The sequence below is a fragment of the Microbacterium insulae genome, from assembly GCF_042677065.1.
Classification (GTDB): domain Bacteria; phylum Actinomycetota; class Actinomycetes; order Actinomycetales; family Microbacteriaceae; genus Microbacterium; species Microbacterium insulae.
Map to the genome: position 1 here is coordinate 1,238,970 of NZ_JBHTII010000001.1, position 17,747 is coordinate 1,256,716.

At 70.4% G+C, this 17,747-nt stretch carries 16 protein-coding genes; 6 read left to right on the forward strand and 10 right to left on the reverse strand.

The genetic code is table 11. The features are described from left to right. Nucleotides 1-3: 3 nt before the first annotated feature. From ACFQ0P_RS05925 to ACFQ0P_RS05940, 4 genes are all read right to left on the reverse strand, one after another. Entirely contained in the window at nt 4-1,332 is a 1,329-nt protein-coding gene (locus ACFQ0P_RS05925; RefSeq protein ID WP_204981183.1) for a GAF domain-containing protein, read from the reverse strand. Nucleotides 1,333-1,382: 50 nt separating this feature from the next. Continuing rightward, the gene (locus ACFQ0P_RS05930) at nt 1,383-2,654 is read right to left on the reverse strand and encodes a mechanosensitive ion channel family protein (RefSeq protein ID WP_204981184.1); all 1,272 of its coding nucleotides are present in this window, start codon (nt 2,652-2,654) and stop codon (nt 1,383-1,385) included. A 92-nt stretch (nt 2,655-2,746) separates the two neighbouring features. Then, nucleotides 2,747-4,174, reverse strand: a complete 1,428-nt coding sequence (locus ACFQ0P_RS05935; RefSeq protein ID WP_204981185.1) for a CCA tRNA nucleotidyltransferase — start codon at nt 4,172-4,174, stop codon at nt 2,747-2,749. 13 nt (nt 4,175-4,187) lie between these two features. Continuing rightward, complete coding sequence (locus tag ACFQ0P_RS05940; RefSeq protein ID WP_204981186.1) at nt 4,188-5,705, reverse strand: DUF7059 domain-containing protein; 1,518 nt, start codon at nt 5,703-5,705, stop codon at nt 4,188-4,190. Between the two features lie 119 nt (nt 5,706-5,824). Here ACFQ0P_RS05940 and ACFQ0P_RS05945 point away from each other — a divergent pair, with 119 nt between their 5' ends. From ACFQ0P_RS05945 to ACFQ0P_RS05965, 5 genes are all read left to right on the forward strand, one after another. Continuing rightward, the gene (locus ACFQ0P_RS05945) at nt 5,825-8,014 is read left to right on the forward strand and encodes a DUF6049 family protein (protein WP_204981187.1); all 2,190 of its coding nucleotides are present in this window, start codon (nt 5,825-5,827) and stop codon (nt 8,012-8,014) included. Continuing rightward, nucleotides 8,011-9,621: a murein biosynthesis integral membrane protein MurJ gene (gene murJ, locus ACFQ0P_RS05950; RefSeq protein WP_204981188.1), complete on the forward strand. Its 1,611-nt coding sequence runs from the start codon at nt 8,011-8,013 to the stop codon at nt 9,619-9,621. The genes ACFQ0P_RS05945 and murJ overlap by 4 nt, the downstream gene beginning before the upstream one ends. Nucleotides 9,622-9,699: 78 nt before the next feature. Next, nucleotides 9,700-10,686, forward strand: a complete 987-nt coding sequence (gene trxB, locus ACFQ0P_RS05955) for a thioredoxin-disulfide reductase (protein WP_204981189.1) — start codon at nt 9,700-9,702, stop codon at nt 10,684-10,686. Nucleotides 10,687-10,762: 76 nt separating this feature from the next. Beyond that, complete coding sequence (gene trxA, locus ACFQ0P_RS05960) at nt 10,763-11,086, forward strand: thioredoxin (RefSeq protein ID WP_204981190.1); 324 nt, start codon at nt 10,763-10,765, stop codon at nt 11,084-11,086. Between the two features lie 195 nt (nt 11,087-11,281). Beyond that, nucleotides 11,282-11,698: a YciI family protein gene (locus tag ACFQ0P_RS05965; RefSeq protein ID WP_204981191.1), complete on the forward strand. Its 417-nt coding sequence runs from the start codon at nt 11,282-11,284 to the stop codon at nt 11,696-11,698. A gap of 11 nt (nt 11,699-11,709) precedes the next feature. Here the strand turns inward: ACFQ0P_RS05965 and ACFQ0P_RS05970 are convergent, their stop codons facing one another. Next, entirely contained in the window at nt 11,710-12,057 is a 348-nt protein-coding gene (locus ACFQ0P_RS05970; RefSeq protein ID WP_204981192.1) for a tryptophan synthase subunit alpha, read from the reverse strand. A 71-nt stretch (nt 12,058-12,128) separates the two neighbouring features. Here ACFQ0P_RS05970 and ACFQ0P_RS05975 point away from each other — a divergent pair, with 71 nt between their 5' ends. Continuing rightward, entirely contained in the window at nt 12,129-13,397 is a 1,269-nt protein-coding gene (locus ACFQ0P_RS05975; RefSeq protein ID WP_204981193.1) for an RNA polymerase sigma factor, read from the forward strand. Here ACFQ0P_RS05975 and ACFQ0P_RS05980 read toward each other — a convergent pair. The 5 genes from ACFQ0P_RS05980 to ACFQ0P_RS06000 all read right to left on the reverse strand — a co-directional run bounded on the left by ACFQ0P_RS05980 (nt 13,382) and on the right by ACFQ0P_RS06000 (nt 17,740). Then, entirely contained in the window at nt 13,382-14,353 is a 972-nt protein-coding gene (locus ACFQ0P_RS05980; RefSeq protein ID WP_204981194.1) for a ParB/RepB/Spo0J family partition protein, read from the reverse strand. The genes ACFQ0P_RS05975 and ACFQ0P_RS05980 overlap by 16 nt on opposite strands. Beyond that, entirely contained in the window at nt 14,353-15,306 is a 954-nt protein-coding gene (locus tag ACFQ0P_RS05985; RefSeq protein ID WP_378771628.1) for a ParA family protein, read from the reverse strand. Before ACFQ0P_RS05985 ends, ACFQ0P_RS05980 begins: the two co-directional genes overlap by 1 nt. A gap of 626 nt (nt 15,307-15,932) precedes the next feature. Continuing rightward, the gene (locus tag ACFQ0P_RS05990; protein ID WP_204981196.1) at nt 15,933-16,223 is read right to left on the reverse strand and encodes a GIY-YIG nuclease family protein; all 291 of its coding nucleotides are present in this window, start codon (nt 16,221-16,223) and stop codon (nt 15,933-15,935) included. 343 nt (nt 16,224-16,566) lie between these two features. Then, nucleotides 16,567-17,193, reverse strand: coding sequence for a 16S rRNA (guanine(527)-N(7))-methyltransferase RsmG (gene rsmG, locus ACFQ0P_RS05995; RefSeq protein ID WP_204981197.1), 627 nt, complete (start codon nt 17,191-17,193; stop codon nt 16,567-16,569). 28 nt (nt 17,194-17,221) lie between these two features. After that, on the reverse strand, nt 17,222-17,740 hold the full coding sequence (locus ACFQ0P_RS06000; RefSeq protein ID WP_204981198.1) for a Jag family protein: 519 nt from the start codon (nt 17,738-17,740) through the stop codon (nt 17,222-17,224). Between the last annotated feature and the right edge of the window lie 7 nt (nt 17,741-17,747).

The window sequence follows — 17,747 nt, forward strand, 5'->3', positions numbered from 1 at the left end:
TCCTCAGGAACCTGAGTCGAGCCGCTCGATGCGGGCCACCAGCCCCGCGCGTTTCGGCGAGCGGGCGGGAAGCATCGACAGGCAGAGCCTCAGCAGGTCGGCGTCGTCGGCCGCGGCATCCGTGTCGGCGAACGCCAGAAGGACGTCGACGGATGCCTCGGCCATCAGCGCTTCGCGAAGCGCCATGCGCACGGTGTCACGGAACTCCTCCACCCCGGGCGCGACGGAATCGGGGAGCACGTCCCCCTTGTACGCGGCGAGCGCCACGCGGTGCGCGCCGCGATCGAGCAGTGAGAGGACCTGGTGCGCGTCCGTCTCCACGCCGGCGGCGAAACGATACGGCCGCGACTCGGGGACGAGGGCGGGGGCGATCCGCTCGAGCGCCTTGCGAAGCCGCACCATCTCGGCACGGAGGGTCACGGTGGCCTCGGGATCGCCGTACACGAGTTCGGCGAGCCGCTCGGCCGACAGGCCCTGACGGTGCACGGCCAGCATGAGCACGAGCTCGGCATGGCGGGCGCCGAGCTCCGATACGGTCTCGGCGCCATCGCCGGCGACCTCGAGCAGCGCGCGATCGCGGCCCAGGACGCGCAGCGTGCTCCGCTTCGGTTCGACGCGGCGGGTCGTGCGGCGCGGACGGGCGGACGGCGTCGCACGAGACCGCAGCCGCGCGACGAGCAGCTCGCTCTCGATCGCGCGGGCCGTGGCATCCACCAGCAGCTGCGCTTGCGGGGTGGCCGCCTCGGCACCGCCGGTGACGTCGATCACGCCGATCAGCCGCCGCGTCTCCGGGTCGTGGACGGGAGCCGCGGTGCACGACCACGGCTGCACGAGCCGGTTGAAGTGCTCCGCACCGTGGATCTGCACCGACCGGTCGAGCTCGATCGCCGTGCCCGGAGCGGACGTCCCGACCGCGCGTTCGGACCAGTTCGCGCCCTCGACGAAACCCATGTCGCCGGTGAGCGTGCGGACGCGACGGTCGCCGTCGACCCACAGCAGGCGCCCGGCCTCATCGCCGACGGCGACGATCACGCCGGACTCGTCGGCGCCGCCCGGCAGCAGCAGACCGCGCACCATGTCGATCACCCCGACCAGCGGGTGGGTGCGCCGGTACTCCGCGAGCGAAGAGGCATCGAGGTCGAGTGGCGGCAGCGACTCCGCGCCGACGAGGCGCTCGAGCGAGCGACGCCACGACTCGCGAACCAGGGCGCGGACGTCGGCCAGCCGCTCGTCGGCGAGGTTGCCCGCGAGCAGCTCCTCGTGGGCGCGCTCGATCAGCAGGCGGGAGTTCTCGGGCGAGACGTCGCGCCGCTGCGACCACGGTGAGGGCATGCTCGGCTCCGATCGACCTCGGTGGAGCGTGCCCCCAGTGTAGGGCGGAGTCAGTCGCCGGAGGCCTCGTCGGCGCCGTCGGGTCCGTGACCTCGGGTGGGCGGTCCGCCGTGCGGGCCCGCGCGCGACGGCGAGGCCGCGGCATCCATCCGCTCGCCGATCGCGCGGCCGAGCTCGGGGGCCTCCATGCGCACCCGCTGCAGGGGCAGGGCGTCGGGCACCTCGCGGCGCACCCAGTCGGCCAGGCGCTCCCGCACCAGGCACCGCAGATCCCACAGCTTGCTGGAGTCGGCGGCGCTGACCACCACTCGCACCTGCAGGAGACCGCCCACCGCGTCGGTCACCGACACGCCCTGCGAGACGCCGTCCCACAGGTCGGTCTCGTCGAGGATGCGGGCCAGCTCCTCGCGCATCCGGTCCACCGGCACGCGCCAGTCGAGGTCGAAGTAGACGGTGCCCAGGAGCGCACGGCCGAGCTTGGTCCAGTTCTCGAACGGCGTCGTGGTGAAGTAGGTGCACGGCAGCACGAGGGTGCGCTGATCCCACAGCTCCAGCACGACGTAGCTCAGCGTGATCTCGTTGATCCGGCCGAACTCTCCCTGGACGACGACCACGTCGCCGACGCGGATGGCCTCGCTGAAGGCCAGCTGCACCCCCGCGAACAGGTTGCCGAGGATCGACTGGGCTGCGAGGCCCGCGACGATCGACGCGATGCCGGCCGACGCCAGCACCGACGCGCCGACGGCCCTCACCTGATCGAACGTCATCAGGATCGCGCCGATGGCGATCACGACGATGATGACGATCACGAGCCGGCGCACGATCTGCAGCTGCGTGCGGATCTTCCGCGCCGAGAACGAGTCGCTCTCCACCAGCTTGTAGCGCTGGGTCCCGCTGTCGACGAAGAACAGGAACAGCTCGCCGAGCAGCCACGCTCCCGACGCGATCGCGAGGATCGCCAAGAAATGCTGAACGCCCGAGCGCAGAGCCGCATCGACCGGCAGGGCCACCGACGACACGGCGAAGGCCAGGATGAGGAGCGTCACGCGGAACGGCCACCGCACCCGACGGCTCAGGAGGCCGGGCCAGGACTTGCGGCGGCCGATGAGGCCGAGCGTGATCGACGTGACGATCATGATCGCGATCGCGATGCCGAGCGAGATCGCCAGCAGCACGCCGAAGCCGGACCACGAGCGCCACTCGTTCTCGACGGTGTCGAGCACATCCATCGCCACGGTGCGTGCCGCCGCGGGTGCTCCGGTCAGGGGGCTCATCGCAGCGACGGCCACGGCTTCGACGGCGGTCTGAACCGAATCGGACACGGGTCTCCTCTCGGTCGCGTTCCTCCACGGTAGGCAGAGGGGTGGGGGTCAGCGCAAACCCGGCGTCACGCGCCGGGTGGGCTCGAGCCGCGTCAGCCGCGCGCTGCCCACCACTCGCGCAGGCGCCGCTCGGCCACGTCCTCGCCCAGGACTCCCTCGTCGAGCCGCAGATCGAGCAGGAACCTGTACGCCTCGCCCACCTCGCGCCCGGGAGGGATGCCGAGCACCTCCTGGATGCGGTTGCCGTCGAGCTCCGGGCGCATCGCGCCGAGCTGCTCCTGCTCGGCGAGTTCGGCGATCCGCCGCTCGATGTCGTCGTACGCCCGGGCGAGCCGGGTGGCCTTGCGGGCGTTGCGCGTCGTCACATCGGCCCGGGTCAGGATGTGCAGCCGCTCGAGCTCATCGCCCGCGTCGCGCACGTAGCGGCGGACGGCCGAATCGGTCCAGGTCCCCTCGGCGTAGCCGAAGAACCGCAGGTGCAGCTCGATCAGCTTCGTCACGACCGCCGTGGTGTCGGAGTCGAAGCGCAGCGCCTGCAGGCGCTTGCGCGCCATCCGCGCCCCCTTGATGTCGTGGTGGTAGAAGGTGACGCCGCCGTTCGGCTCGAGCCGTCGGGTCGCGGGCTTGCCGATGTCGTGCAGCAGCGCCGCCAGCCGCAGGGGCACGTCGGGCGCGGCATCCGGATGCCTCGCGTGCTCGAGGTCGATCGCCTGCCGCAGCACGGTGAGCGAGTGCTCGTAGACGTCCTTGTGGTGGTGGTGCTCGTCGACCTCGAGCCGCAGCGCCGGGACTTCGGGCAGGAACTCGCCCATGAGACCCGACTCGACGAGGAGCCGGATGCCGCGCACGGGGTCGTCGGTCTGCAGCAGTCGTACGAGCTCGCCCTGGATGCGCTCCGGGCTCACGATCGCCAGCGTTTCCCGCAGCTCGGTCATCGCCTGAACCGTCGCCGGATCGACGTCGAACTCGAGCTGGGACGCGAACCGGGCGGCGCGCAGCATCCGCAGCGGATCGTCTCCGAAGCTCACCGCCGGGTCGGCGGGCGTGCGCAGACGCCGGGCGACGAGGTCTTCGACGCCGCCGGTCGGGTCGACGAGCGTGCGCGCCGGAACGCGCAGCGCCATCGCGTTCACCGTGAAGTCACGGCGCACGAGGTCGGCCTCGAGCGTGTCGCCGAACTCGACCGTCGGCTTGCGCGTGACGCCGTCGTAGCTGTCAGCGCGATACGTGGTGATCTCGACGTGCTCGCCGGCGACCTTCGCTCCGATCGTGCCGAACGCGCGGCCGATGTCCCACTGCGCGGTGCTGATGGGCCTGACGATCCGCAGGATGTCGTCGGGCCGCGCGTCGGTGGTGAAGTCGAGGTCGTTGGTCGATCGACCCAGAAGCGCGTCGCGCACCGGGCCGCCGACGATCGCGAGGTCGTGGCCGGCGTCGTCGAAGGCGGCGGCGACCGCGGCGACGACGGGAGACTCGGCGAGCGCGCCGAGGCGCGCGATGCCCTCGGCCATGTTGAGCATCCCCCGAGCCTACTCAGCGAAGCCGGAGGAACCCGGTGAAGGCCAGCTCGCGCACGCGCGGGATGAGGTCGGCGCGCAGCGCCGTCGCGTCGACGCCGAGGAGCTCGGCGATCGCGTCGATCAGCACGCCCGCGGGCAGGTCGCCGTCGCTCGCCCCTACGAGGGCCGCGAGTCCGGGGTCGACCGCGAGGGCGCGCCCGAATCCACCGCCCTGGCGCAGCTCGATCACCGTCGGATCCTCGTGACCCGGCACATGATGGCGGGCCTCGGTCACGTCGGGGGCCACCACGAACACGGACGCCGCCACGCCCGCGTCATCGAGCGCGACGAGCCGGTCGTGCGCGGCGAGCGCGTCGGCCAGGTGCGAGCCGAGACTGTCGCCGGCGAGCGACTGGTGCAGCCGCTCGAAGCGCGAGAGCGTCGGCGCGTCACGGAGCGGCCTCCGCAGCAGGAGGTACCCGAAGCCCACCGCGGTCACGTCGCGCGCGGCGAAGTCGTCGAGCCAGGCATCCACCAGCCGCGCGAACCCGGGGGTGCCGGGGAGCGTGCCGCCGTCGCGCACCCACAGCTCGGCGTACGACAGCGGGTCGAGGCTCTCGCGCTCGACGACCCAGGCGTCCAGCGGCACGGGCGAATCGGCGACCCACTCCCGCACGCGGTCGATCCCGTCGACCCCGCCGCGCGTCTCCCAGTTGCCGAGGAGCTGGGCGACACCGCCGGGCGCGAGGTGCGACCCGACGCCGCGGACGAACGCGGCGACGACATCGTCCCCCTCCATGCCGCCGTCCCGGTACTCGTACGCGGGGATGTCGGCGACGCGCGGGGTGATCACGAACGGCGGGTTGGAGACGATGCGATCGAAGGTCTCTCCGGCGACCGGCTCGAACAGGCTGCCGAGCCGGGTGTCGACGCCGTCCACGCCGTTGAGCAGTGCGTTGAGCCGCGTGAACGCCAGCGCCCTCGCCGAGATGTCGGTGGCCGTCACGTGCGCGACGCTCCGCCGGGCGCGCAGCGCCTGGATGCCGCACCCGGCGCCGATGTCGAGTCCGCGCTCGGCCGGCGTGGGCAGCTGGAGCGAGGCGAGCGTGAGCGACGCCCCGCCGACGCCGAGGACATGATCCTCGGGGAGGGGGCCGCCGAGTGCGGCTTCGTCGAGGTCGCTCGCGATCCACCACTGGCCCGTGCCGTCGGCGTCGGCGTAGGACTGCGGGCGCACGACGGCGAGCGGGCGCACGACGTCGCCCACGTCGACGAGCCCGAGAGCGGCGAGGCCCGCAGCGCCGGTCCGCGGAAGTGCACGGGACACGGATGCCTCGGCCTGCGGCATCCCGAGCACGAGGAGTCGCGCGAGCCCGGCGAGGGCGTCGTCGCGGTCGCCGAGGGCGCGGTCGGCGGGAGCGCGCAGCCCGCGGGCGATCGCGTCGTCGGCGGCCGCGCCGAACGCGGAGCGGAGCGCCTCCGCCGTGAACCCCGCCTCGCGCAGGTCGTCGGCGAGGCTGCGGCAGAGGTCGGGGTCGGGATCGGGGAGCACCCGTCCATTCAACCGTGCGTCGCCGCGCGGCGTCGGCGTACCGGGACCTTGGAGGGTCGAACCGTAGAATCGGGGCGATCGTGCGGTCCGGACATCGCACAGGAGCGAACCACTCAGCAATGACCGTGATCCCCCCGCGCACCTCCCGCCGCCGCGCCTCGCGCGCCGCCGCGGTGGTGCTCGCGATCCTGACGGCGCTCGCGGCTCCGGGGCTTCCGGCCCTGGCCGCCGCCCCGACCCCCACCCCGACACCGACGCCGCCCATTCCCGCGGGGACGACCGCGTTCACGCTGTCACCGATCTCCGGCGGTGTGCTCACCCCCGGCGAGGGCCTCGCGGTGTCGCTCACGATCCAGAACGAGACGGCGTCCGCGACCACGCCCGCCCAGGCCACGGTCGCCCTGGGCCGGACGCCGCTCCCCGACCGCTCCGCGCTGAGCGCCTGGCTCGACGGCGAGACCGCTGGTGTGCAGACCGACCCGGTCGCCACGGCGACGCTGGATGCCGTTCCGGCCGGTTCGCTGGGCGTCACAGCGGCTCGCGTCGAAGCCGACGATCCCGCACTGCGCGGACTCGAGCCGGGCGTCTACCCGCTCATCGCGTCCTATCCGTCCGAGACGGGGACGGTCTCGGACACGAGCGCGGTGGTGATCCCGAGGACCGGGTCCGGCGAGATCGGCCTGGGCGTCGTCGTGCCGATCACCGCGCCGCGCTCGAGGGAAGGGCTGCTCACGGCGGACGAGCTCGTGGCGCTCACCGCGCCCGACGGCGACCTCACCGCGCAGCTCGACGGCGTCGAGGGGACGCCGGCGATCCTCGCCGTCGATCCGGCGGTCCCGGCATCCATCCGGGTTCTCGGCACGACGGCGCCCCCGACCGCGACGGAGTGGCTCGACCGGCTCGTGTCCCTCCCCAACTCTCGCTTCGCCCTGCAGTTCGCCGACGCGGACGTGGCCGCGCAACTCGAGTCCGGACTCCCGCGCCCGATCGGGCCGACTTCGCTCACCGCCTATATGGACCCGGTGAACTTCGTCGGGGTTGCCGAGTCGACCCCCGCCCCGACGCCGACGCCGGAGCCCGATCCCGCGGAGCCGGTCCTCCCGACGCTGGCCGAGCTGCTCGACATCGGGCCGAACGCCCGCGGCGGCGTGTACTGGCCCGCCGGCTCCAGCGCCGGCCCCGCGGTGCTGGAGCAGCTCGGCGAGATCAGCGTCGACGACCAGGACTCCCTCACGGTGATCCCCTCGGCATCGACGACGGGCGGCGCAGCGGGCGAGACCCTCCGGGCGCACGGAGTGATGGGGGATGCCTCCGCCCTCGTCTACGACTCCGAGATCTCCGCGGCGCTCGAAGACGCGTCGGTGCTGGGCGACACGTCGCTGCGCGGAGCGGCACTGGCCGAAGCGACGGCCCACCTCGCCTTCGCCTCCGCCGAGACGGGCGGCGCGCCGCTCCTCGTGACGCTCGGACGCGCACCGGACCGCTCGCGCGTCGACATCGGCGCGACGATCGGCGCCGCATTCGACGCACCGGGGGTGACGCCCTTCACGATCGGCGGACTCGCCAACTCGGCCACCACGCCGATCGAGGTCGCGGACGCCGCCGGGCAGCCCGAGCGGGCGGCCGCGGCATCCACACTTCTCGGCGAGGAGGGAGAGCTGGCGCGCTTCGCGACCGTGCTCGAGGACCCGGCGCTGATCAGCGGGCCCGAGCGCGCAGAGATCCTGCAGCTGCTCGGCAACGGCTGGCTCGCCGCTGAGACCGAGTGGCAGGAAGCCGTCGCAGCCCACCGCGAGCAGACCCAGGTCACTCTCGACGCGGTCGGGCTCGTGCCGTCCGAGCCGATCAGCCTGTTCGGATCCAACGTCGGCCTGCGGTTCTGGGTACGCAACGACCTGCCGTATCCGGCGAACCTCGTGCTGTCCGCGACGCCGGACGACCTGCGGCTCGACGTGCAGCGCGTGACGCCCGTGGTGGCCCAGCCGAGCAGCAACACCCGCGTCGAGGTCCCGGTGCAGGCGCGGGTCGGGAACGGCGACGTCAGGCTCGAGCTGCAGCTGCGGAGTCCGGCGGGTATTCCGATCGGGAACCCCGAGTCGGTCGAGGTGAGCGTCCGCGCCGAATGGGAGTCCGTCGGTCTGACCGCGCTCGGGATCATCGTCGGCGGCCTGCTGCTGCTCGGCGTCGTGCGGACGGTGCTGCGTATCCGCGCACGCCGACGCGGGGTGGATGCCTCAACCGCCGATGCTCCGCAGACGGATGCCGCAGCCGCCGAGACCACTGGGGCCGAGGGCGAGGACGCCCGATGAGCATGGGTCGCGCGAGCGTGCTGATCGGCGCGGGCACGATCGTCTCGCGCCTGGCGGGGTTCCTGCGGGCGGTCGTCCTCGTTTCGGCCGTGGGCGCGTTCGCCGAGGCCGGTAACGCGTTCGCCGTCGCCAACCAGCTGCCCAACAACATCTACGCCATCATCTCGACCGGCCTGATCAGCGCCGTCGTCGTCCCGCAGATCGTCAAGGCTGCGGCACACGATGACGGCGGCCGCGCCTTCGTCTCCAAGCTGTTCACCCTGGGAACGGTGGCCTTGATCGTCACCGCGGTCGTGGCCACTCTCGCCGCTCCGCTTCTCGTGCAGCTGTACGCACCGGATTTCGATCCCGACGCCAAGGCCCTCGCTACCGCGTTCGCCTATTGGTGCCTGCCGCAGATCGCTTTCTACGGACTCTTCGCCCTCGTCGGCGAGTCGCTCAACGCGCGGCGCGTCTACGGGCCGTTCACGTGGGCGCCCATCGCGAACAACGTCATCTCGATCGTCGGATTCCTCGCCTTCATCTGGATCTTCGGGCAAGGGGGTGCACCGTCGGCCTGGACCCCGGGGATGATCGCGCTCCTCGCGGGAACCGCGACCTTCGGCATCGTCGTCCAGACGGGGATTCTGTTCGCCTTCTGGGGCAAGACAGGCTTGCATGTGAAGCCGGACTTCGCGTGGCGCGGGGTGGGTCTCGGCCAGATCGGGCTGCTCGCGGGCTGGACCTTCCTGATGGTGGTGGCGAGCCAGCTCGCAGGACTGGTGCAGTCCCGGGTGCTGTCCCAGATTCCCAAGGGGGACCCGAGCATCTTCGCCTCGCAGAACGCCTGGCTGCTGTTCATGCTCCCCTACTCGATCATCGTGCTCTCGATCGGAACCCCCTACTTCACACGGCTCAGCGAGCACGCCCAGGCCGGCCGCGACGACGCCGTCCGCACGGACATCGGCACCAGCATCCGCACCATCGGAGTCTTCATCGTCGCCGCCACGGCTGCACTGGCCGCGGCGGCGGTGCCTGCCTCGCGAATCTTCACGGACGACCAGACTCAGGCCGTCGCCGCGGCGGGGCTGCTGCTCTGCTTCCTCGTAGGGCTCATTCCGCTGGCCGTCCTGTTCGTGATCCAGAGGACGTTCTACGCCTATCACGACACCCGCACGCCGTTCGTCTTCACGCTCGTGCAGTGCGGGCTGGTCGTCCTGACCGCGCTGCTGGCGAGCTGGGCGGTCGGGGCAGACCTACTTCCGGTTTCCTCCCTCGCAGCCGGAGTCGCCCTGGGGCAGTCCCTCGCTGGCATCATCCAGCTCATCGTCGCCGCGTGGCTGCTGCGGCGCCGGCTCGGCGACCTGCGGACCACCGCCTGGATGCTGGCTCTCGGCCGGTTCGTGCTCGCGGCCCTTCCCGCCGGCGGCGCCGGGTGGCTGACCTTCGAGCTTCTCGGCGGCGCCGAGGGATGGACCACCGCGACCCCGCTGCTCGGTGCACTCGGGGCGGCGATCATCGGGCTCGTGGTGCTGGTCGTGTACGGCGCGTTCCTGGCGCTCCTCCGCGCTCCCGAGCTGTCGACCGCGATGAACATTGCGCGACGGTTCCTCCCCGGCCGCGGCTGACCCCGCGAGCGGAATGCGCCGCGGTTACCATGTGTTGAAGCATCCGGGGTCTGAAACCCCGAGACAGAAGGGGGCGCAGTGCGTCACGTCATCATCATCGGTTCGGGGCCTGCCGGCTACACGGCGGCGATCTACGCGGCGCGCGCGAACCTCGAGCCGCTCCTGGTCGCGAGTTCGGTCGAGGCCGGCGGCGACCTGATGACCACGACCGATGTCGAGAACTTCCCCGGGTTCCCCGAGGGCATCCAGGGCCCCGACCTGATGGCCAGGATGCAGGAGCAGGCCGAGCGCTTCGGCACCGAGGTGCTGTACGACGACGTCGTCTCGCTCGAGCTCGATGGAGACGTCAAGAAGGTCGTGCTCGGCAGCGGCAAGGAGTACGAGGCCCGGTCGATCGTCTACGCGACGGGTTCCGCGCACCGCAAGATCGGCATCGAGGGCGAGGAGCGGCTGTCCGGCCGCGGCGTCTCGTATTGCGCGACGTGCGACGGGTTCTTCTTCCGCGAGCGCGTGATCGCCGTCGTCGGCGGCGGTGACTCCGCGATGGAGGAGGCGACCTTCCTCACCAAGTTCGCCTCGAAGGTCTACGTGATCCACCGCCGCGACGAGCTGCGCGCATCGAAGATCATGCAGCAGCGCGCCTTCGACAACGAGAAGATCGAGTTCGTCTGGAACAGCGAGGTCGTCGACGTCCTCGGCGACGACGCGGTCACCGGCCTCGTGCTCGAGAACACCGTCGATGGCTCCCGTAGCGAGCTCGCGATCGACGGTCTGTTCGTTGCGATCGGCAACGACCCTCGCACTCACCTCGTGCACGGCAAGCTCGACCTCACCCCCGAAGGCACGATCTGGGTGGACGGCCGGTCGTCGCGCACATCGATCCCCGGCGTGTTCGCCGCGGGCGACGTGATCGACCCGACGTACCGCCAGGCGGTCACGGCCGCCGGCACCGGCACCGTCGCGGCCCTCGACGTCGAACACTTCCTCGCGTCGCTGGGTGAGGCGGGAGCTCCCGACGCCGCAGGAGATCAGATCGAAGGCCTCCCCGAGGTCGACGCCGCCTGAGCATCCCCTGGGCGACGGAATGATTCTGCCGTCGACCATGTTTTCACCCAGAGACAGCTTCAGCTAAGGAGAAATGATGACCGCCAAGGCGACGACATCCGCCACGTGGGAGCAGGACGTTCTGCAGGCCGAGGGCCCCGTCCTCGTCGACTTCTGGGCCGCCTGGTGCGGGCCGTGTCGCATGGTGGCACCCGTCCTGGACGAGATCCAGTCCGAGCACCCCGACAAGATCACGGTTCTGAAGCTCAATGTGGATGAGAACCCCGATCTCGCGATGAAGTACCAGATCACGTCGATCCCGGCGATGAAGGTCTTCAACAAGGGCGAGGTCGAGACCACGATCATCGGCGCCAAGCCCAAGTTCGCGCTCGAGAAGGACCTCGCGGCCTACATCGGCTGAGTGACAGTCTTTCGCCCCCTGACCGGATACTCCCGGTCAGGGGGCTTTTTCCGTTTCATACCGCTCACGACATGTAACACGAGCGCACGAGTTTCGACGAGGATGTCGATCTGGGCGATCGTCGTTCGACGTACGGAGTGACGGCGGCCGAACGGCGCCGACCGGGCCGCCGGCTCGGAACGAGAGGAGACAGACATGCGCTACATGCTCATCATGCAGGTCCAGCCCGAGGCCGCTGCCCGCGCTGCCGAGGAGCTCGACATGGCGGCGGTGATCGCGGCGATGGGTGCCTACAACGAGGAGCTCCAGAAGGCGGGTGTCTTCCTCTCCGCCGAAGGACTCTCGGACGCGGCCGAGGGCTTCCGCGTCGACTTCTCGTCGGCACCTCCGGTGGTGACCGATGGGCCTTACGCCGAAGCGCGCGAGGTGTTCACGGGCTTCTGGATCCTCGAGGTGGCGAGCCGCGAGGAAGCCGAGCATTGGGCGCGCAAGTGCCCCCTCGGGCCCGGGACCGCCCTCGAGGTTCGGCGCGTCAACGAGCTCGCCGACTTCGACATGCCCGACAACGAGTGGGTCACCAAGGAACAGGAGTGGCGCGCGACCAACGCGTGATCCCGCCCGAGTCAGGACGCGTCTACGCGCACCGTCGCATCCCAGCGGCGGTGCGTGTTCGCGTCGCCGAGCAGGCGCCACACCGCCGGGGTGAGCTGAGGGTAGTCGAGCGCGATCTGACGCAGCACGCGGTAGTGGCGTGCGGCGTTGGGTCGCGAACCTCCGTTGGCGGCGATGTTGTCGGCGCGCAGCGTGAACACGACGAGCTCGTCGACCGTGGGCAGGTCCTCCATGAAGTCCCAGGGGTCTTCGCCGGCTCGCAGGCGCTCGGCGATGATGACGGCCAGCTCATCGGATGCCTCGGCACGCAGAAGCTCGAGACTGGCCCGGCGACGCGGGGTCTGGTCATCTGGCGCCACCGTTCCAGGGTACGCCGCCCCGCCGACGCGGGCGCCCGAATCGCATGGATGCCTCGGCCTACGCTGGCCTCATGAATGACGGGGACCTGCACGCTCGGCGGGCGGTGGAAGCCGTCTGGCGCGAGGAGTCCGCCCGGATCGTCGCCGCCCTCACTCGCCACACCGGGGACTTCGGATGGGCGGAGGATCTCGCGCAGGATGCGCTGCTCGAAGCCGTCGCGAAGTGGCCGGGCAGCGGCATCCCGGACAATCCCGGCGCGTGGCTGCTTGCCGTCGCGAAGCGCCGCGCGATCGACGGGTGGCGGCGGCGGGAGCGTCTCCAGGCGCGGGAACCGCTGCTCGGCGCGGAGGTTCTCGAAGCTGAACGCCGCGACGACGTGCCCGAACGGGGTGATCCGGACCGGATCGACGATGACGTGCTCCGGTTGGTGTTCGTCGCGTGCCATCCGGTGCTGACGCCGCAGGCACGTCTCGCCCTCACCCTCCGCACGGTGGCGGGCCTCACCACCGAAGAGATCGCCCGCGCCCTGCTGATGACGGTGCCGACCGTCCAGCAGCGCATCGTCCGGGCGAAGAAGACGCTCGCCGAAGCGAAGGTGCCGTTCGCGGTGCCCGACCGGACCGAGCGGCCGACGCGGCTCGCGAGTGTGCTGCAGGTGGTCTACCTGCTGTTCACGGAGGGGTACGCGGCCGCCGCGGGCGACCATCCCATCCGGCCCGACGTGGCCCGCGAAGCGGTGCGCCTGGCACGCCAGCTGCGAGCGCTGCTTCCGGGCGAGGCCGAGATCGACGGTCTCGTCGCTCTCATGGAGTTCCAGTCCTCCCGCTTCGGCGCGCGGGTGGGATCCGACGGTCTGCCGCTGACGCTCGCCGAGCAGGACCGCCGTCGGTGGGACCGGTCGGCCATCGCGCGCGGGCGGGAGGCGCTCCAGCGGGCGGATGCCTCGACCCGCGGACTCGGCTACTACGGCGTTCAGGCCGCTATCGCCGAGTGCCATGCCGTCGCCGAGACGTTCGACGGCACCGACTGGGACCGCATCCTCCGGCTCTACGACGCCCTCGACCGGCTCGCGCCGTCTCCGGTCGTGCGGCTGAACCGAGCGGTCGCGGTGTCGATGGTGGAGGGCCCCGGCGCCGCGCTGGACCTCATCGGGGGGCTGGAGCCCGAGCTCGGCGACTTCCGTCCGCTTCGCGCAGTCCGTGCGGAGCTGCTCGAACGTCTCGGGCGGACGGATGCCGCGGTCGCCGAGTTCCGCGCGGCCGCCTCGCTGCCGGGCAACGACGCTGAGCGACGCGTGCTGCTGCGTCGGGCCGAGAGCCTCGGTCAGGCGGGACCGTAGCCGGTCTCCCCGAGCTCGGAGAGGATCCGATTCAGGTCCTGGATGCTCGCAAAATCGATCGTGACCTGGCCTTTTCTTGCCGAAAGAGAGATCCGGACCCGTGTGTTGAGGCGGTCGCCGAGTCGCTCTGCTACCTCGTCGAGGTGGGCGCGGCGGGCGCCGGCCTGAGGCTTCGTCGCGCGGGATGCCGCGGCATCCGGTCCCTTCGCCGCTGCTTCAGCGGCGCGCACAGAGAGATCCTCGTTGACGATCTTGTCGGCCAGTCGCTGCATCGCCTCTGGGCCGTCGAGCGAGAGGATGGCTCGCGCGTGGCCGGCGGTGAGAACGCCGGCGGCCACTCGCTGCTGAACGGGGACGGGGAGCTTGAGCAGGCGGATCGTGTTGCTGATCTGGGGGCGCGAGCGTCCGATACGGCTCGCGAGCTCCTCCTGGGTGATGCCGAAGTCTTCGAGGAGCTGCTGGTAGGCGGACGCCTCTTCCAGCGGGTTCAGCTCGGAACGGTGGAGGTTCTCGAGCAGGGCGTCGCGGAGGAGGTGCTCGTCCGACGTCTCTCGGATCACCGCGGGTATCGAGGTCAGGCCTGCTTCGCGTGCGGCGCGCGTGCGGCGCTCGCCCATGATGAGCTCGTACTGTCCGTTCTCGTTCGCCCGGACGACGACGGGCTGGAGGACGCCGAACTCACGGACACTGTGGACGAGCTCGGCGAGATCCTCGGGATCGAAGTGCGTCCGGGGCTGACGCGGGTTCGGCACGATCGAGCGGGGATCGATGTGCGCGAGGCGGGCTCCGGGAACCTCGAGGAGGTCTTCGACGCCGTCGTTGTCGTCGTCGACGCCGTCAGGACGCTCGTCGGTCGCGACGGCGCGGGGGAAGAAGACGTCGGACGGACGGTCCTCTGCCTCGGTCGTCGGGATGAGTGCACCGATTCCGCGTCCGAGCCCTGTGCGCTTGGCCATCAGGCGCTCCCTTCGATGTTCGATTCTGCGTGAGTGACGGCGGGTGCGCCGTCGCGCCGGATGAGTTCGACGGCCGCTTCGCGGTAGGCGATTGCTCCGGCGGACTGTCCGTCGTAGGCGATGACGGTCTGACCGAAGCTGGGTGCCTCGGAGACCCGGACCGAGCGTGGGATCACAGTGTCGAGCACCTCGCGCGGGAAGTGCTGGCGCACCTCGTCGGCGACCTGCTGAGCGAGGCGGGTGCGCCCGTCGTACATCGTGAGCAGGATCGTCGACAGACTGAGGCGGGGATTCAGGTGCTTCTGGATCATGCGAACGGTGTTGAGGAGCTGGCTCAGGCCTTCGAGGGCGTAGTACTCGCACTGGATCGGGATGAGCAACTCACCGGCCGCGGTGAACGCATTGATGGTGAGGAGTCCGAGCGACGGCGGGCAGTCGATGAGGACGAAATCGATCGAGTGCTCCGGGCTCGCGAGGTACTCGTCAAGCGCCGTGCGCAGCCGATGCTCACGGGCGACTTGCGAGACGAGCTCGATCTCGGCTCCGGCGAGATGGATGGTGCTTGGCGCGCAGAAGAGGCGTGGGGACTCCGGGCTGGTCTGCACGATGTCGGCGAGAGGGAATTCGTCGATCAGCACGTCGTAGATGCTCGGGATGTCAGCGGTGTGCGGTACTCCGAGCGCTGTCGACGCGTTTCCCTGGGGATCGAGGTCGATCACCAGAACGCGCGCACCCACCGCCGCGAGCGCTGCGGCGATGTTGACGGTGGTCGTGGTCTTTCCGACCCCGCCCTTCTGGTTCGAGACGGTGAGAACCCGGGTCTGACCGGTGAGCTGGACTTCAGTTGACTCTAGGGCCCGGCGCCGCGCCGAAAGATCTGCGAGTTCACGGGCGAGAGGGGTGTCGTCGAACGAGATGGATGCCGCGGCCCCGGTCTCGTCGGGTTGTTTCACGTGAAACACTCTCCCTTTCGCGAGCCGATCAACAACGCCTCCCACTCTATCCCGCCCCCACCCCACGCCCTTCCGCCAAGACGAAGCCCGCCCGCCGGTCGAATGGCCGGCAAACCGGCCCCGCCGGTCGAGTAGGCGGCGAAGCCGCCGTATCGAGACCAGCGCCCCGAGCACGCCACCAACCCCGACCCAAGCACCAGCCCCGCCGGTCGAGTAGGCGGCACCGCCGCCGCATCGAGACCAACGCCCCGAGCACGCCACCAACCCCCGACCCAAGCACCACCCCCGCCGGTCGAGTAGGCGGCACCGCCGCCGCATCGAGACCAACGCCCCGATCACGCCACCAACCCCGCCGATCCAAGCACCACCCCCGCCGGTCGAGTAGGCGGCACCGCCGCCGCATCGAGACCAACGCCCCGAGCACGCCACCAACCCCCGACCCAAGCACCACCCCCGCCGGTCGAGTAGGCGGCACCGCCGCCGTATCGAGACCAACACCATCTAACGGTCGAGCGAGCGGCAGCTCACCACACCCAACTGCCCACTCTGAACCTTCCCGAAGACCCCGCACAGGTGCGTCGAGCTCAAACGGTCTCCTCGGTTGCACGCCCGTTTCACGTGAAACATCAGCCTTCTCGACGAAAGTCCTTCCGACTCAGCGGAGGCAACTTCGATAGTTGGTCCTTGATCAGCGCGATCCGCTTCGCCCGTCCCCAGCCCTGGACTTGCTTCTCCCGTCGAAAGGCATCCTCCACACGATCGAATTCCTCGAAGTAGAGCAGCCGTACGGGAAGTCGAGAACGCGTGTAGAGCGAGCCCTCACCGTCTCCGTGTTGTGCGAGACGACGTTCGAGATCGCGGGTGCTTCCGACGTAGAGGCTGCGGTCCGAACACTCAAGGATGTACATGTACGCCATCTCCCGAGCTTGCAACGCCCGTCCTGGCGTTCTCGCGTACGTCGAGCAACTGTGGAAAGCTCGCCGGCGACTGGGACGGGGGAGAAGACGTGTTTCACGTGAAACATCGGTTGATCCTGTACTCCAACGCCTCCGCGTCCCGTCGAGTTGCTGCTTCGCAGTGGTGGTGCCGAATCCGGTCAAAGATCTCGATACGCCCGCTCCGCGGGCTACTCGATCGGCGGGCTACTCGATCGGCGGGCCCGCCCGCTCCGCGGGCTACTCGATCGGCGGGGCCGCCCGCTCCGCGGGCTACTCGATCAGCGGGGCCGCCCGCTCCGCGGTCCTCGATCGACGGGAGAGGTCAGCGGACCGTGCCGCGAATCACGCGGGACGGGTCCTCGAGAGTGCCTTCACCCACGACTTCCACCCGGACGTCAGTGACCTTGAACTTACGGAGCTGCTTCTCGGCTGCCTCGATCTCGTTCACCGCACTCGCACCCTTGAGGAGAATGAGCTCACCGCCATCGCGCACCAGGGGAGCGGTGATCGGCACGAGGGTCCGCAGTGCGCTCACCGCACGGGCCGTCACCGCGTCGAGCACGGGACCGCCCCTCCAGTCCTCCGCCCGGGCGCGCACCACCTCGACGTTGTCGAGACCGAGTTCGGAGGACTGCTCCGTGAGCCAGGCGACTCGCCGCTCCATCGGCTCGATGAGCACCCATTCAACGTCGGGTCGGGCGATGGCCAGCACGAGACCCGGAAGTCCGGCTCCCGATCCGACATCTCCGACACGGCCGAGAGGGAACAGGGGAGCGATGATCGCGCTGTTCAGGATGTGACGCGACCACAGCCGCGGCGGCTCGAGCGGGCCGATCAACCCCCGTTCTTCGCCGTGCTCGCCCAGCGCAGCAGTGAAACGGCGGGCCAGAGCGATGCGGTCACCGAAGATCGCCGCGGCGGCAGCGGGTTCCCGCTCGACCTCGATCATGAATGTTTCACGTGAAACGACGCGTGCGTCACGCGCGGCGGATCACGGTGTGGCGGTCGGCACCCTCGCCGTACGACTCGGACACGAATCCGCGCTCCGACACGATGTCGTGCACGAGCTTCCGCTCATAGCTGGACATCGCCGGCAGCGACGCCTGCGAGGCACCCTCATCGAGCCGATCGATCGCCCGGTCGACCAGCGTCGCGAGCTGCTGCTGCCGGGTGTTGCGCGAGCCACCCACGTCGAGAATGAGGCGCGAGAACCGACCCGTGCGGTTCTGCACGGCGATGCGGGTCAGCTCCTGGATGGCCTGCACGGTGTCGGGCTCGGCGATGAGTGAAACGGATCCGCCCTCCGGCGCCTCGACGGAGACGTACGCGCGACCGCCGCGGACATCGAGGGCGAGATCTCCATCGACATCGGCGATGTCGAGCAGTCCTTCCAGGAAGTCCGCCGCGACGTCGCCCTCCTCCTCGAGCTGCTCGACGGTCGCCGGCTCGCGCTCGGTGCGCACGTCGGTCTGGGCGTACTCAGGGGTGCTGGTCATGGTGTCC